13 protein-coding genes and 2 pseudogenes are annotated in these 14,507 nt (G+C 73.7%); 7 read left to right on the top strand and 8 right to left on the bottom strand.

The annotated features are described in order from the left end of the window. Nucleotides 1–39 precede the first annotated feature (39 nt). Nucleotides 40–1,227, bottom strand: a complete 1,188-nt coding sequence (locus OG899_RS24635; RefSeq protein WP_168131196.1) for a hypothetical protein — start codon at nucleotides 1,225–1,227, stop codon at nucleotides 40–42. 298 nt (nucleotides 1,228–1,525) lie between these two features. Between OG899_RS24635 and OG899_RS24630 the strand changes: the two genes are divergently transcribed. After that, entirely contained in the window at nucleotides 1,526–1,918 is a 393-nt protein-coding gene (locus tag OG899_RS24630) for a peptidase inhibitor family I36 protein (RefSeq protein WP_125499989.1), read from the top strand. Nucleotides 1,919–2,104: 186 nt separating this feature from the next. Here the strand turns inward: OG899_RS24630 and OG899_RS24625 are convergent, their stop codons facing one another. The 6 genes and pseudogenes from OG899_RS24625 to OG899_RS24600 all read right to left on the bottom strand — a co-directional run bounded on the left by OG899_RS24625 (nucleotide 2,105) and on the right by OG899_RS24600 (nucleotide 8,644). Continuing rightward, the gene (locus OG899_RS24625) at nucleotides 2,105–2,296 is read right to left on the bottom strand and encodes a DUF2795 domain-containing protein (RefSeq protein WP_125499984.1); all 192 of its coding nucleotides are present in this window, start codon (nucleotides 2,294–2,296) and stop codon (nucleotides 2,105–2,107) included. A 146-nt stretch (nucleotides 2,297–2,442) separates the two neighbouring features. After that, entirely contained in the window at nucleotides 2,443–4,023 is a 1,581-nt protein-coding gene (locus OG899_RS24620) for an NAD(P)/FAD-dependent oxidoreductase (RefSeq protein ID WP_125499983.1), read from the bottom strand. Nucleotides 4,024–4,074: 51 nt separating this feature from the next. Further along, entirely contained in the window at nucleotides 4,075–6,258 is a 2,184-nt protein-coding gene (locus tag OG899_RS24615; RefSeq protein WP_168131195.1) for a tetratricopeptide repeat-containing serine/threonine-protein kinase, read from the bottom strand. Nucleotides 6,259–6,292: 34 nt separating this feature from the next. Next, a pseudogene (locus OG899_RS24610) lies at nucleotides 6,293–6,733 on the bottom strand (DUF2236 domain-containing protein); the annotation flags it as partial. Nucleotides 6,734–7,480: 747 nt separating this feature from the next. Beyond that, a complete protein-coding gene (locus OG899_RS24605) occupies nucleotides 7,481–8,122 on the bottom strand; it encodes an HAD family hydrolase (RefSeq protein ID WP_125499988.1) in 642 nt (213 codons plus the stop codon). Nucleotides 8,123–8,242: 120 nt separating this feature from the next. Next, nucleotides 8,243–8,644: a ferredoxin gene (locus OG899_RS24600; protein ID WP_125499981.1), complete on the bottom strand. Its 402-nt coding sequence runs from the start codon at nucleotides 8,642–8,644 to the stop codon at nucleotides 8,243–8,245. Between the two features lie 127 nt (nucleotides 8,645–8,771). On the opposite strand from OG899_RS24600, the gene OG899_RS24595 reads away from it, so the two are divergent. The 5 genes and pseudogenes from OG899_RS24595 (at nucleotide 8,772) to OG899_RS24575 (ending at nucleotide 13,146) form a co-directional block, all read left to right on the top strand. Further along, the gene (locus tag OG899_RS24595; protein ID WP_125499980.1) at nucleotides 8,772–9,176 is read left to right on the top strand and encodes a ChaB family protein; all 405 of its coding nucleotides are present in this window, start codon (nucleotides 8,772–8,774) and stop codon (nucleotides 9,174–9,176) included. 308 nt (nucleotides 9,177–9,484) lie between these two features. Next, entirely contained in the window at nucleotides 9,485–10,303 is an 819-nt protein-coding gene (locus OG899_RS24590) for a ribonuclease BN (RefSeq protein ID WP_125499979.1), read from the top strand. A 118-nt stretch (nucleotides 10,304–10,421) separates the two neighbouring features. Continuing rightward, a pseudogene (locus OG899_RS24585) lies at nucleotides 10,422–10,547 on the top strand (right-handed parallel beta-helix repeat-containing protein); the annotation flags it as partial. 357 nt (nucleotides 10,548–10,904) lie between these two features. Then, complete coding sequence (sufC, locus tag OG899_RS24580) at nucleotides 10,905–11,669, top strand: Fe-S cluster assembly ATPase SufC (protein ID WP_125499978.1); 765 nt, start codon at nucleotides 10,905–10,907, stop codon at nucleotides 11,667–11,669. A gap of 64 nt (nucleotides 11,670–11,733) precedes the next feature. Next, on the top strand, nucleotides 11,734–13,146 hold the full coding sequence (locus OG899_RS24575) for an RtcB family protein (RefSeq protein ID WP_125499977.1): 1,413 nt from the start codon (nucleotides 11,734–11,736) through the stop codon (nucleotides 13,144–13,146). 151 nt (nucleotides 13,147–13,297) lie between these two features. Here OG899_RS24575 and OG899_RS24570 read toward each other — a convergent pair whose 3' ends face one another. Next, nucleotides 13,298–13,756: an archease gene (locus OG899_RS24570; RefSeq protein WP_125499976.1), complete on the bottom strand. Its 459-nt coding sequence runs from the start codon at nucleotides 13,754–13,756 to the stop codon at nucleotides 13,298–13,300. Between the two features lie 248 nt (nucleotides 13,757–14,004). Between OG899_RS24570 and OG899_RS24565 the strand changes: the two genes are divergently transcribed. After that, a complete protein-coding gene (locus tag OG899_RS24565) occupies nucleotides 14,005–14,388 on the top strand; it encodes a DUF2267 domain-containing protein (RefSeq protein ID WP_125499975.1) in 384 nt (127 codons plus the stop codon). Nucleotides 14,389–14,507: the final 119 nt, after the last annotated feature.

The following is a 14,507-nucleotide window of genomic DNA, read 5'->3' as shown; positions in this document are numbered from 1 at the left end:
CGTGGACCGGAACTCGAGGTCGGGCTGCCGTCCGTGCGTTCAGGGCGGCTCGTCGCGGTCCCGCACGGACCTGCGTGCGGGCCGCGAGGGCTTTCGTGGTGTCTCGGCCGTCCCGTCGTCCCGCCTGCCCTCGGCACGCAGACGGCGGGAGCGGGCACCTCCCTGGCTCCGCACACCGCGACCACGCTCACCGCCGACGCCGCGCCGGGTGCCCCCGGTGGCTTCCCCGGCCGAACCCTCGACGACGCCACCGGCGCTCCCGGCGACGTCACCGGCACTCCCGGCGACGTTCCCCGCCTCGCGCGCGACGTCCCCGACGGCTGCCTCGGCCCCGCCGCTCACCCCTTGGACGGCCGCTCCGACGTCTTCGGCGGCACCCTCGACGCCCGCACCGACACCCCGGCCCACATCCGTCACCGCGCCACCGGCGCCCCGCCCGACACCCTCGACCGCGGATCCGGCGCTCCGGCCCACGTCCCCCACCGCGGATCCTGCGCCCCGGCCCACGTCCCCCACCGCCGACTCGGCGCCCCGCCCGACGTCCTCCACCGCCGACCCGGCGCCGCGACCCACGTCCTCGACGGCCCGGCCCGCGCCCGTGCCGAGTTCGCCCACGGCCTGACGGGCCCCGCCGCCGACGTCCTGGACCGCGGATCCGACCCCACGGGCCAGTTCCCGCAGGATCTCCGGGTTGCGGTCGAGCGTGGTGAGGACGCGGTTGATGATCGAGGCGACGTTGTCGAGGCGCACCGTGAGCCGGGCCTGGGCCTCCACGCCCGAGATGCCCAGGTGCACCCGGCCGAGCACGACGTCGGCGCCCACGTTCAGTTTCAGCAGGTCCAGCACCTCGGCCTGGAGGGAGACCCGCGCCCGCAGATCCTCCACCTCAAGGTCGATCTCGTCGACCTTCAGCAGCGGAACGTCGAGGAAGACGTCGCAGGCCTCGCCGGGCGCGGCACCTGCCGGCTGTGCTGCTGTGCCGGCGGACGGGGCGTTCTCCTCGCGGGCGACGACACGGTCATCGCCCGCGTCTGCCGCCGCTTGCACCGCTCCCCCGTCGTCCTCGTCCGCGTAGGCGCCGGGGGCGTCCTGCGGTGCGGGCTCGCCGTCGTCCGGTGCCTGAGGCTCAGCAGGTGCTCCGCGAGCCTCAGTCGGATCGAGTTCGGGTGCGTCGTCGTGCGGGCCGCGTGCCGTGACGTGAGCCCCGTTCTCGGTGTGGTCGTGCATGGCTGGGCCTCCGCGGGCTCGCCGGGCGTTTCGCACCTTTCATGCCAGTATGACGCACCCCCGTCGTTCGCGGGCGCGGACCGGCGCGGGCGGGCGCACACGCAGGCACACCGACAGAAACCCGAACCACCGGCGCAATTCCCCTACATGGGGGAATCACCCGCATTCTTCTGATTCGCTGCGCGGCGTTGTGGCGTCCTCGTTCTGAGGTCTCCAGCGAAGACCACTGGGTCCTCCCCGTCGGGCGCACCGGCTCACCGGTGCCGTGGGGAGGGAAAGGAGATGTTCCATGCGTGGCATGAGTGCCATCCGCTCGTTCGCCGTCGCCTCAGCGGCCCTGGCCGCCGCTTACGGCACCGTACCGGCCGCGACCGCGGCGCCGACCGTGACCGCGACCCCGGCCCGGACGGCGGCCGCCTACAACTGCACCCCGGGCTACTTCTGCATCTACAGCGGCTGGAGCGGTAGCGGGACCCGCTGCCAGTGGAAGCAGAAGCAGAAGGCCAACACCGCCGACGACTGCTCCTTCATCCGGCGGGGAGAGAACGTCCGCTCGGTGTGGAACTCGACCGGCCACCGGGTGCAGTACTACAAGTCGACCAACTACAAGAACCGTGTCGGCTCCACCCCGGCCGGTGCGGGCGGCAACCTGATGGGGAACTACCAGATCCGCTCCTTCAAGCCGCAGTGACGGCCCCAGGTGTGTTCCGCGCGGGCCGTGCGGAACACACCGGCCCACCGATGTGCCTGCGCCGCGACCGGCCGTCGGCCGATCTGACGAGCCGGTGAGCGTTGCACTCGCCGGGGGCGCTCACCCGGGGTGAGTCGCCCTCGGCGAGTGCGGGCCGATACGGCGGTCGGGGGCCGGTGCGGAACGTCACTCGTTGAAGACGGCCCGCTGCACCTCGTTGGGTCCGTCGAAGTGATCCTGCTTCAGATTGTCCAATTTCCTGACGATCTTGTCATTGGCCTTGTTCTGCCGGGCACGCTCGACCAGGTGGTGCTTGTCGGTCGGGTAGTCCGCGCCGCTGAGTGCCTTCTGCAGGTCGATCGGGCTCAGGTCGGCCATGGGAACCTCCGTGGCAGGTGAGACGGCCGCCGTGGGCGGCCCGGTGGTGTGCGCCCTGCCGTCGCTGCGGGCGGCTGTGCGACAGCCCGCACCGGACGGCGGGACGACCCTCACCCAGACGGAGTGCCCCCTGCCGGGAGAGGCATTCAGGCCGGCTGCCCTGCCAACACCGCCATGGCCGCATTGTGCCCCGGCACTCCGCTGACCCCGCCGCCGCGCACCGCGCCCGCACCGCACAGCAACACGTTCGGATGCTGCGTCTCCACTCCCCAGCGGCCGGTGCCCTCCGTCGCGTACGGCCAGCTCAGCGGCCGGTGGAAGATGTTTCCGCCGGGCAGGCGCAGATCGCGCTCCAGGTCCAGCGGCGTCTTGGCCTCGATGCAGGGCCGGCCCTCGGCGTCCGTGGCGAGACAGTCGGCGAGCGGTTCGGCGAGGTGGGCGTCGAGCTGCGCGAGCGTCGACTTCAGCAGTTCGTCCCGCACCGCGTCGTTGTCCCGGGCGAAGAGCCGCGCCGGGGTGTGCAGACCGAACAGAGTGAGCGTGTGGAAGCCCCGCGCCGCGAGGCCCGGGCCGAGGATGCTCGGGTCGGTCAGGGAGTGGCAGTAGATCTCCGACGGCGGGGCGGAGGGCAGCTCGCCGGCGGCGGCCTGGGCATGAGCGGCGGCCAGTTGCTCGTAGCCCTCGGCGATGTGGAAGGTGCCGGAGAAGGCCTCGCGCGGATCCACCGAGGTGTCGCGGAGCCGGGGCAGCCGGGTGAGCAGCATGTTCACCTTCAGCTGGGCGCCCTCGGCGGGCTCGGGCGGCGTCCGGCCGGTCAGGGCGGCCAGCTCCTCGGGTGAGGCGTTCACCAGGACGTGGCGGGCGCCGACCGTGGCGTCGGCGCCGTCGGGTGTCCGGTAGGCGACCTCGGCCTCGCGACCGTCGGACCACACCCGGACCACCTCGTGCCCGGTGGCGATGCGGGCGCCCGCCGCGCGGGCCGCGTCCGCGAGCGCGTCGGTCAGCGCGCCCATGCCGCCGACCGGCACGTCCCAGGCCCCGGTGCCGCCGCCGATCACGTGGTAGAGGAAGCAGCGGTTCTGCACCAGGGAGGCGTCGTGGGCGTCGGCGAAGGTGCCGATCAGCGCGTCGGTGAGGACCACACCGCGCACCAGGTCGTCGGCGAAGAAGCGCTCGATCGCCACCCCGATCGGCTCCTCGAACAGCATGCGCCAGGCGTCCTCGTCGTCGATCCGGCGACGCAGGTCCGCGCGGGTCGGCAGCGGCTCGGTGAGCGTGGGGAAGACCCGGCGGGCGACCTGGCCGGTCATGCCGTAGAAGCGCCGCCAGGCCTCCCACTCGCGGTCGGAGCCGGTGAGGCGGGCGAAGGCGGCGCGGGTGCGTTCCTCACCGCCGCCCACGAGCAGCCCGGTGGGCCGGCCGTCGCGTTCGGTGGGGGTGTAGGAGGAGATGCCCCGGGGACGCAGCCGCAGATCCAGGCCGAGATCCTCGACGATCTTCTTCGGCAGCAGGCTGACCAGGTAGGAGTAGCGGGACAGCCGGGCGTCCACACCGGGGAACGGGCGGGTGGACACGGCCGCGCCGCCGGTGTGCGCGAGCCGTTCCAGGACCAGCACCGACCGCCCGGCGCGGGCGAGGTACGCGGCGGCGACCAGGCCGTTGTGGCCCCCGCCGACGACGACGGCGTCGTAACGGCCTGCGCTGCCCGGTGCCTGGTGTGTGCGCATGGTTCTTGGTAGCACGGGGTGATCCCCGTCGGCCAGAGGGGCGGGCGGCACTCAGGGTGTCCGTGCCGCCTGCCGCAGCGCCTCCACCCGGCGGTGCAGTTCGTGGGCCTGGGTGGTGCGGCCGAGCTGCTTCAAACAGTGGGCCTCGTCCTCGCGGCTGGTGAGGGTGTCGGGGTGGCCGGGGCCGAGGACGCGCTCGCGGGCGTCGGCGACCGCGCGGTACTCGGTGAGCGCCTCGTCCCAGCGGCCGAGCCAGCCCAGCGCCACCGCCACCTCGCGGCGGCTGACCAGAGTGTCCGGGTGCCGGGGGCCGAGAACGCGGACACGGATCGCGCACACCTCACGGGACTCGGCCAGGGCCTCCTCCCAGCGGCCGAGCCGACCGAGGTTGACGCCGAGACCGTGACGGGCGCGCAGGGTCTCGGGGTGCTCGGGGCCGTGCACCCGGGCGCGGTCCTCGATCAGCTCACGGTAGAGCGCGAGCGCCTCCTCGCTGCGACCGAGCCGGCCCAGGCTGATGCCGGTCTCGTAGCGGGCGGCCAGGGTGTCCGGGTGGTCGGGGCCCAGGACGCGGGCGCGGGCCTCGGCGACCTCGCGGTAGGTGTCGAGGGCCTCGGCCCAGCGGCCCAGCTGGCCGAGCACGTAGGCGACCTCGTAGCGGGTGACCAGGGTGTCCGGGTGCTCGGGGCCCAGGACACGGGCGCGGGCCTCGGCGACCTCGCGGGCCATCCGGTAGGCGTCCGCCAGCCGGCCGAGGCGGCCGAGGGCGAAGGCGAGGTTGTGCCGGCAGCGCAGGGTGTCGGGATGGTCGGCGCCCATGGTGCGCTCCCGGGCCGCGAGCACGGCCGTGTACACCTGGTGCGCGTCGGCATGACGCCCCAGCTGTCCCAGGACGTATCCCATCTCCTGGCGGGCGGCGAGGGTCTCGGGATGGTCGGGGCCGAGGGTGCGGATCCGGGCCCGGGCCACGTGCTTGTACTCGCGCAGGGCGTCGGCCGGGCGTCCGGTGCGGCTGAGGGTGAAGGCCATCTGGTAACGGGCGGCGAGGGTCTCGGGGTGGTCGGCGCCCAGCAGCCGGGTGCGTTCGGCGGTGACCGTGCGGAGCACCGTGCCGGCCTCGGCCCAGCGGCCCCGCCGCCCGAGGTCCAGGGCGGCGCGATGCCGGTCGGCGAGGACCCGGAGCGTCTCCGCCGCCGGGGCGTCCCTGCCGCCGTCGTCCGAGGTCGTGCGTTCCTGGTCCCCGGCGGGCTCGGCGGGCAGGTGCCGCGTCCACGACGGCAGTCTCGCCCCGGTGCGCCGGACCGCCGGCGGTCCGTCCGTCGCGCCGGGGCCGGGCCGTGCCGGGAGCCGGTGCTCCGCGGCGGCCGCGGCCGGGACGGCCGTGGTGGTGCGGGCGGCGGTCAGGCGGCGGGCCACCTCGCGGGCGTCGCCGGGACGTTGCTCCGGGGACTTGGCGAGCAGGTCGAGGATGAGCTGTTCCAGCGGACCGGGCAGGTCGGCGCGGTGGCGGCGCGGCGGGGGCGGCGGGGTGTCGCGGTGGGCGAGCAGCACGGCCCAGGGGTCGTCCTGGCCGAACGGCGGTGTCCCGGTGGCGAGTTCGTACAGCACACAGCCCAGCGCATACAGGTCGCTGCGCCGGTCGACCTCCCGACCGGCGATCTGCTCGGGCGACATGTAGTGCGGGGTGCCCATGGCGATGCCGGTGCCGGTGAGCCGGGTGGTGAAGCCGGTGTCCCGGCCGAGGCGGGCGATGCCGAAGTCGCAGATCTTCACCGTGCCGTCGGACAGACGGACGATGTTCGCCGGTTTCAGGTCACGGTGGACGATGCCGCGACGGTGGGTGTAGTCGAGTGCGGCGGCGATCTGTTCGCCGATGTCGACGACGTCCGCGACCGGCAGCGGACGGTGCCGGTTGTCCTCCATCAGCCGGCTCAGATCACGGCCGTCGAGCAGTTCCATGACGAGGTAGAGCACGCCGTCGCACTCGCCGAAGTCGTGCACCACGGTGACCCCGCGGTGCTGGAGGGCGGCGGCCACCTGGGCCTCGCGTCGGAACCGTTCACGCACCACACGCGTGCCGGACCGGTCGTCGTGCGGACCGAGCGGCTTGAGGCACTTCACCGCGACCTGCCGGCCCAGTGCCTCGTCCCGGGCCCGCCACACCTCCCCCATGCCGCCGCGCCCGATCGGCGCGAGCAGCCGGTAACGGCCCTGGATCAGCCGGATGTCCGCCATCGCACCGTTGCCCCCGTCGCCGTGTGCCCCTCCCTCAGGCCACGCCGTCGGCCTGTCCGGCGGACCACCCCGGGGTGGTGTCCCGATGCCGGTCCGGTGCGCTCGGCGGACCCTGGTCCAGTATGGCGGGATCGCGTCCCGCTTTGTACGGTGCCGGACGCGCCTCGGGCCCGGGTCCGGCCACCGCTCGCAGGACGTGTTCGGGCGGCAGTGGCCGGCGCGGACGTGCGGGAATGCGGCGCAGCAGGGTGCCCGTGGTACGCAGGCGACGGGTGACGGTCTCGGAGGCGGGCGCCGGCCGTCCGTACAGCTCGTGGGCGTACGGAGGCACAGTCGCGTACGCCCGTTGCGCCACGCGCTGCCACAGCAGCTCGCGCGCCGGTACGAGCACCGGGTGGGCCGGCGGACGGAGCAGGAACTCCTCCACGCCGCGGGCATCGACTCCCGCAGCGAGCCGAGGACGTATCGCGGCGAAGCCGACGCCGAGCTGGACGGCCGTTGCAGCGCCGAGCAGGAATCCACGCGACTCGATGCCGCAGACGGCAGTGATGCCGTGTGCGCGGAACGGCCCAGCCGGTTCGCCGACCACCGCAGCCGGCGCCTCGGGGTACCAGGATGCTCCGAACCGCACCGGTGGACACCGTTCCGGAGCGGAGGCCGTCGGATGTCGGCGACACCTGCTCGCGGCGACGGCCACGGCGTAGCCGCTCGGCGTCGTCCCGGCCGGCATCGCAGCCGGCTCGACGGCGGCCTTCCAGCGTCACCGCGCCCGGCCTTCAGGCGGTGCCGACGCGGCTCGTCGTCGCGTCGGCCTGCATGAGGAGCAGACCCGCAGGGATCGTGCACGCGAAAGGCCCGCATCCGACGCCGCGACCCCTGTGTGAGCGGCGACACACCCGCATGGGGCTTCCGGTGCGGCGAGCGGAGGCGTACGTTCCGTTTCACCCCGCGAGGGCGCCCACGAGCGCCGGTCCGCTGATCCTGGGCAGTGGGCCACGCGGGGGCCAAATCGACCGTCGCCCGACCACCGTCCGGGCCGACGGACCACCGGGGACCGGGGAGACGGGCCGAGGCGGGAGCAACGCCCCCGCCGCCGGCCCGGAGGGGACGGAACGCTCGTCCGCCGCAGACCTGGAGGAGGCGGAACACTCGTCCGCCGCCGGCCTGAAGGGACTCGGCGCGGAGTCGGCGTCGCCGGCCCCACGAGGGCCCTCGGCACGGATCACCCGTCGTCGACGATGCCGATCAGCTCCGTGAGGCGCTCGATGCGCCAGTCGGCCGCCGCGACGACCTCCGGGTCGTCCGCCCACAGATGTCCCCAGGGCCCGCGCCGGATGTGCGCCGTGCGCAGGCCGGCCGCCTTGGCGGGAAAGACGTCGTTGACCGGGTGGTCGCCGACGTACAGCGTGCGCTCGGCCGGACTCCGCGCCGCGCGCAGCACCCGGGCGAAGAACTCGGGCTGCGGCTTGGCCACGCCCCACTCCCCGGACATCACGACGAGGTCCGCGGGCAGGCGCAGGCGGCGCAGCATCTCTCCCGCACGGGCCGACTGGTTGCCCGCGACGACGATCCGCACCCCGCGCGCCCGGAGCGCCGACAGGGCCGGCCGTACGTCCTCGTACAGATCGCTCTCGTCGAGTCGTTCACCCTGGCCGGCGGCTTCCCGGGCCCGCCACTCGGCGGCCACGTCGATGCCCGGTCGTGCCAGCCGCAGGGCCTCGGCGGCGTCCTGGCCCTGCGCGACGACGGCCCCCACCAGCGCCGACAGGGTGTGGCGCGGGACGCGCAGCCAGTCCGCCCAGGAGGCCCAGTAGCGGTCGTCACGGACGAGGGTCTCACCGGCGTCGCAGACGATGGTCTCCAGCACGCCGCGAGCCTACGGCGGCACGGCGCGCCACGCGGGGAACGCCTCGGCAGGCACCGGGACGATCAGCACACGGGCACACAGGCGTCGCGCGGTCGCAGCCCACGGGCCGTCGCGCGGTCAGTCCAGCGTCGCCATGAACTCCCCGCACGCCTTGGCACAGGTGCGGCACGCGTCCGCGGTCTGCTCCGCGCCCGGGTTCCGGTCGAAGACGTGCGCGCTCTCCAGGCACACGCTCAGGCACCAGCCCACCTGGGCGCGGATGCCCGCCTCGTCCTGGGTACTCTGCTCCGAGAGCATCCGGCAGGTCGCGTCGCACACCTCCGCGCACATGATCCCGCGGCGGCGCACGAGTTCCTGCTCACCGTTCCCGCCGGGATCCACCAGGCTGGCGCGCAAGGCGCAGGCACGGGCGCACTCGGTGCACGCCTGCGCGCAGGCGAACCGGTCCTCCAGGTACTGGACGAGTTCCTGCTGATCCTGTTGCGAGGTCGCCCATGTCGTCGTACGTCTCCTGCTCACATGGCGCGGGTAGCCGGTGCCCGGGCCCGCCAAACCCGGTGCGGGGCAGGGGCACGGCCGGTTTCCGGCCGCCCGCGCCGGGCACCCGACCAGCGCAAAGATCAGCTCGCGACGGAGGTGGATGTCCGTGCCCGGACGACAGGAACTGCCGTCGACGCTGGAGCGCTCCTCCCAGGACGCTCAGCGCACCTGGATCAAGGCGCACGACTCGGCCGTCGAGACCTACGGCGAGGGCGAACGGGCGCACCGGGTGGCGTACGGCGCGCTGAAGCACAAGTACGAGAAGGTCGGCGACCACTGGGAGCGCAAGGAGCACGGCCGCAAGGGCCCCTCCGATCCGCGGTCGGCCCGGCCCCGCGGCCAGGGCGGGCGCAGCGGCGAGGGCGTGGACGAGAGCGCGTCCAAGCAGCACCTGTACGGCCTGGCGCAGCAGCTCGGCATCGAGGGCCGCTCGCACATGTCCAAGGGCGAGCTGCTGGACGCCCTGCGCAAGGCGAACCGGGCGCAGACGAGGCGTGCCCGCTCCCGGTGAGGGCAGGACGGAGGGCGCCAGGCGGTCGGGGCGCCGGCGCCCTCCTCGCCATCGGCTGCGCGAGGTGGTGAGCGGCGGTCGTTCTCTGAGGCGCACAGGATTGTCATGACCGCGCCATGCACATCCGACTCCCCGTCACCGCCCGCCGCACGCCGGTCGGTCGGCGCACCCGGGCGCAACACGAGCACCGGCCGCCACCTCCGTCACGGCGGGCATGACACCGCGGGGGTGCGCCGCCGGACGTGACGATGATGGACAGCGAACGCGGCCGCGCGGGTGGACGCGGCCCGGAGAGGAGACGCCGCCGCATGTCACGTCCGACACCGCGCACGTTCTGGGCGGTCGAGCTCTACCGGCGCGGGAAACAACTGGAACTGATGCACAGGGCCCTGGGCTTCGCCACGCTCGCCCTGGTCACGCTGGCCCCGCTGCTCATCGTCGTCGCCGCGGCAGCCCCCTACGACCACGGCGGGTTCGCGCTGTGGCTGGTGGACGGCATGGATCTGTCCGGCAGGTCCGCCGAGGTGCTCACGCAGGTCTTCGGCCCGCCGCACCGGGCGGTGAGCACCACGAGCCTGTGGGGCGGTCTGCTGCTCGCCGTGTTCGGCCTGTCGTTCGCCGCCAGCGTGCAGAACGGGTACGAGCGCGTGTGGCGGCTGCCCTCGGGGCCGTGGCACCGGATCTGGCGGCAGGCGGTCTGGCTGGGCGTGCTGACGGTCTATCTGTACGTGCAAGTGCAGACCCGTACGGTGCTCGCCGGCAATGAGCGCATGCTGATGAGCCTCGGCACCGGTGTGCTGTTCTTCTGGTGGGGGCCGCACTTCCTTCTCGGCCGTCAGGTGCGCTGGCGGCTGCTGTTCCCCGGGGCGGTCGCCACGATGGTCGGCCTGGTGGGTCTGCGCGCCTTCTCGTACCTCGTGTTCACGCCGTTGATCGTGACCCAGGCGCTGAGCTACGGCGCGATCGGCACCATCCTGGTCGTCGAGTCCTGGCTGATCGGCGCGGGGTTCGTGGTCTACGGCGGTGCGCTGGTCGGCCACCTGATCTGCGACCGGACGGGCCATCTGCTCGACCACGAGGAGCCCCCTGAGGACGCGTCGACGTCCGGGGAACAGCGATCCGGGTAGCGGCCTTCGCGCTCGGCCCCGCTCCGCCTGCCTGGAACCGACGGCACCAGTCCGCACCCTGTCCGAGCTCCATCATCGGCACGTTCACATCAAACCTCGTTCGAGTCGCACGCCACCGGACTGTGACGGGGAGGACGCCGACGGCTTCGCCGCGCAGCCGACCACCGGCACCGGCAACGTCTTCCGCTACGACGTCTCCCACCACAACACCGACGACGGCTCGGACCTCCGCACCAAGCCGGACAGGTGCTCGTCCTGCTCCGGCTCCCTGCTCTGGTCGTTCTCCTCGTCCGGCGAGCCGGTCGTCACCTTCGGCGGCACACGCGTCGCCCCGTGACACACCCGCCGCGGCGGCCGGTTATGCCGGTACCGTCCGGCGGGGCCGGCCGCTTCCCTGCCGCTTGCCGGTCGTCGCCGGACACGCGCGGTCGTCCCGCTCCGCCGCCCGCCCACCGCGCGCTCCCGTGTGTGAACCCTGCCGTCGTAGGGCCGATACTGGGTGGGAAGGCAACCCGCGACCGGAGGAACGGCCCGCCCCGCGGAGCCGTCGGCCCCGCGCCCGGCCGACGCCCCGGGAGGCGTACGGAGGAGGTGGGGCGCCATGGCGACCCTGGCCATCCACGACCTGCACTGCCAGGTGCTGACCGACCACGGGCCGCGGGAGATCCTCCGCGGCGTCGACCTGACCGTGCGGCAGGGCGAGACCCACGCCGTGATGGGGCCGAACGGCTCCGGCAAGACCACCCTCGCCTACGCCCTGGCCGGCCACCCCAAGTATGTGATCACCTCCGGCTCCGTCACCCTGGACGGCGAGGACCTGCTGTCGATGAAGGTCGACGAGCGGGCCAGGGCCGGGGTGTTCCTCGCCATGCAGTACCCGGTCGAGGTGCCCGGTGTGACCATGGCCAACTTCCTGCGGGCGGCGGCCACGGCGGTCCGGGGCGAGGCCCCGCGGCTGCGCACCTGGATGAAGGAGGTCCGGGAGGCGATGGAGCGCCTGCAGATCGACCCGGCCTTCGCCCAGCGCAACGTCAACGAGGGCTTCTCCGGCGGGGAGAAGAAGCGCCACGAGATCCTCCAGCTGGAACTGCTGCGCCCGAAGATCGCCATCCTGGACGAGACCGACTCCGGCCTGGACATCGACGCGCTGCGCGTGGTCAGCGAGGGCGTCAACCGGGTGCGCGCCACCGGGGAGGTCGCCACGCTGCTGATCACCCACTACACGCGGATCCTCCGGTACGTCCGCCCCGACCACGTGCATGTCTTCTCCGAGGGCCGGATCGTCGACTCCGGCGGACCCGACCTGGCCGACCGGCTGGAGGAGGAGGGCTACGAGGCCTACGCGAGGAGCGGCTCGGACGGCTGAACCGGCCCGTGGAGCCTGTGCGGCCCGTCCGGCCGGCACCCGCGCCCAGGAGGACGCGATCGCGATGGAACTCGTCCAGGAAGACCGGTACCGCTTCCGTATCGTCCCGGAGGGGGACATGCGGGTGCCGGGCGTCGTGTTCGCGACCCGGGACCTGCTCGCCGACGCCGAGAAGTCGCTGACCCAGGTGGCCGATGTGGCCACCCTGCCGGGCATCGTCACCGCCTCCTACGCCATGCCGGACATCCACTGGGGCTACGGCTTCCCCATCGGCGGGGTGGCGGCCACCGCGATCGACGAGGGCGGTGTGGTGTCGCCGGGCGGGGTCGGCTTCGACATCTCCTGCGGGGTGCGTCTGCTGGCCGCGGACTGCGCCCGGGCCGAGGTCGCTCCCATGCTGGAGAAGATCATGGACGTCCTGGACCGCAGCGTGCCGCGGGGCGCGGGACCCGGCGGAGTGTGGCGGCTGACCGGCCCGCGTCAGCTGGAACGGCTGCTGCGCGGCGGCTCACGCCACGCCGTGGAGGAAGGCCACGGCGAGGAGCGGGACCTGGCACGCTGCGAGGACGGCGGGGCGGTTCCCGACGCCGACGCGGACCAGGTCGGACCCCGGGCGCGGGAGCGCGGGCTCGGGCAGGTCGGCAGCCTCGGCTCGGCCAACCACTTCATGGAGGTGCAGCGGGTCGCCGAGGTGTACGACCGGCACACCGCCGAAGTGTTCGGCATCGCCGAGGACCAGGTGTGCGTGATGATCCACTGCGGCTCGCGCGGACTGGGCCACCAGATCTGCACGGACCATGTGCGCGCGATGGACAAGGTCATGGCCCGCCACGGCATCCGCGTCCCCGACCGGCAGCTGGCGTGCACACCGGTCGACTCCCCGGAGGGCCGGGCCTATCTGGGTGCCATGGCCGCGGCCGCGAACTACGCGCGGGCCAACCGCCAGCTGCTCTCCGACGTCGCCCGCCGGGCCTTCGCCCGGGTCGCCGGACGTCGGCTGTCCCTGGTGTACGACGTCTCGCACAACCTGGCGAAGATCGAGACCCATCAGGTCGACGGCCGACCGCGCCGGCTGTGCGTGCACCGCAAGGGGGCCACCCGGGCGTTTCCTCCCGGCCATCCCGACCTGCCGGAGGATCTGCGCGAGGTGGGGCAGCCGGTGCTGATCCCCGGCACGATGGGCACGGCCTCGTACGTGCTGGCCGGGGTGGCGGGAGGCGGGGCGTTCTTCTCCACCTGTCACGGCGCGGGCCGCAGGATGAGCCGGCACGAGGCCGCCCGGAAGATCAGCAGCCGGGAGCTGCGCAACCGGCTGGAGCGCGACGGCATCGCGGCGCGTCCGCTGTCGTGGCGGGGTCTGACCGAGGAGGCGCCGGAGGCGTACAAGGACGTGGGCGAGGTGGTCGCCGCGAGCGAGGGCGCCGGTCTGTGCCGGATCGTGGCACGGCTGGTGCCGCTGGGCGTCGTCAAGGGCTGACCGGCCGGCCGCGTGTCCGGACGCGTCCGTCCGCCGGGCGCGGGGCTCCCGGTGGTTCCGGACCGTGCCCGGACCGGCTCATGCACCCGCGGAACGGCTCATACGTCCATGGACCGCATCCGTGGACCGGCTCGTGCACTTCCGGACCGGCTCATACGTCGACGGTCACGGCGCACGACCAGCCGTAGGAGTCGACTCCCATGTGCAGTCCGTGCCAGGACACCGCCTTCGGCGCCGCACCGGTGACCTCGACCTTTGACAGCGGCACGACGCCCAGCCGCACATCCAGGCCGCCGTCGGACGCTGCCTCGGCCTCCACCTCGACGGGCACCTGCCCGTGCACCTCCACGCGGTAGACCACCTCGTCCAGCAGCGCCGCCAGCAGGTCCGCGTCGTCCGCCCGGGGGAGCCGAAGGCGTTCCAGAGCGGTGGGCCGTACCGCCTCGACGTCCGCGAAGGACTCCACCAGGCCCCGCGCCGCCTCGGCCAGGCAGCCCTCGCGGCTCGGCGCCCACGCTTCGATCCGCAGGTCGGCGGTGTGCGGCGCGGCGCGATGTCCGCCGGTGCCGACCCGCCGTATCTCCCTGACGTCATCCGTGTCGCCGACCATGCCCACCACGTGCCCCGTCCGGCAGCCGGCCACACCGCGGGGGTCCCGACGACCCATCGGCCCGGAGGCGGGCGGCGTCCTGCCGGACTCTGCGGTCGTCGACGGCCCCCGTGGCACACGTGTGATGCACGCGTGATGCGCAGGTGTGGCACGTGTGCTGCGCGGTGCCCGGCCGCGGTGCCGTTTCCGGTGGCGCAAGTCGGGCACCCGGGGGCCCGGCACGGTGTGGCACGATCCCGGGAGGACCGATGAAGCTCGACGAATTCCTCGACCGGGTGCGTGACCGCGGGGAGTACCGCAGTCTGGACGAGGCCGAGAAGGTCAGCTGGGCCGTTCTGTGGGTGCTGGCCGCGCGGGTCGGCCCGCAGGAGGCCGAGGAGCTGGCCGAGCAGCTGCCCGCGCCCCTGAACGAGGCGCTGCTGCTCGAACGCGGCCGGGCCGACACGTTCGACCAGCAGGAGTTCCTGCGGCGCGTGGCGCAGCAGATCAGCGCCAGGCCGCGGACCGCCGAGTGGGACGTCGGCGCCGTGCTCTCCACGGTCGCCGACGCGGTGGGCGAGGAACGTTTCGGGCATCTGTGCGAGGAGCTGCCCTCTCGCTATGCGGACCTCTTCGGTGCGCGGGCGCGGTGATCCTCGCCCGGTCCGCACCGGGGTGTCCCGTCGGCTTTTCTCGCCCGGTCCCCCGGGGTGTCCCGTCGTGGCCGGCCGTGGGGCCACGTATCGTCCCGTCGGGTCACGGCGACACGTGG

This window comes from Streptomyces thermoviolaceus (assembly GCF_045209695.1).
In the GTDB taxonomy this organism is placed as follows: Bacteria; Actinomycetota; Actinomycetes; order Streptomycetales; family Streptomycetaceae; genus Streptomyces; species Streptomyces thermoviolaceus.
This window is presented reverse-complemented; position numbering and strand designations above follow the sequence as displayed.

What these genes read in the sequence shown, in the direction of transcription:
- OG899_RS24635 (WP_168131196.1), bottom strand. Translation starts at nt 1,227, where the DNA reads ATGCACGACCACACCGAGAACGGGGCTCACGTCACGGCACGCGGCCCG.
- OG899_RS24630 (WP_125499989.1), top strand. Translation starts at nt 1,526, where the DNA reads ATGAGTGCCATCCGCTCGTTCGCCGTCGCCTCAGCGGCCCTGGCCGCC.
- OG899_RS24625 (WP_125499984.1), bottom strand. Translation starts at nt 2,296, where the DNA reads ATGGCCGACCTGAGCCCGATCGACCTGCAGAAGGCACTCAGCGGCGCG.
- OG899_RS24620 (WP_125499983.1), bottom strand. Translation starts at nt 4,023, where the DNA reads ATGCGCACACACCAGGCACCGGGCAGCGCAGGCCGTTACGACGCCGTC.
- OG899_RS24615 (WP_168131195.1), bottom strand. Translation starts at nt 6,258, where the DNA reads ATGGCGGACATCCGGCTGATCCAGGGCCGTTACCGGCTGCTCGCGCCG.
- OG899_RS24590 (WP_125499979.1), top strand. Translation starts at nt 9,485, where the DNA reads ATGTCACGTCCGACACCGCGCACGTTCTGGGCGGTCGAGCTCTACCGG.
- sufC (WP_125499978.1), top strand. Translation starts at nt 10,905, where the DNA reads ATGGCGACCCTGGCCATCCACGACCTGCACTGCCAGGTGCTGACCGAC.
- OG899_RS24575 (WP_125499977.1), top strand. Translation starts at nt 11,734, where the DNA reads ATGGAACTCGTCCAGGAAGACCGGTACCGCTTCCGTATCGTCCCGGAG.
- OG899_RS24570 (WP_125499976.1), bottom strand. Translation starts at nt 13,756, where the DNA reads ATGGTCGGCGACACGGATGACGTCAGGGAGATACGGCGGGTCGGCACC.
- OG899_RS24565 (WP_125499975.1), top strand. Translation starts at nt 14,005, where the DNA reads ATGAAGCTCGACGAATTCCTCGACCGGGTGCGTGACCGCGGGGAGTAC.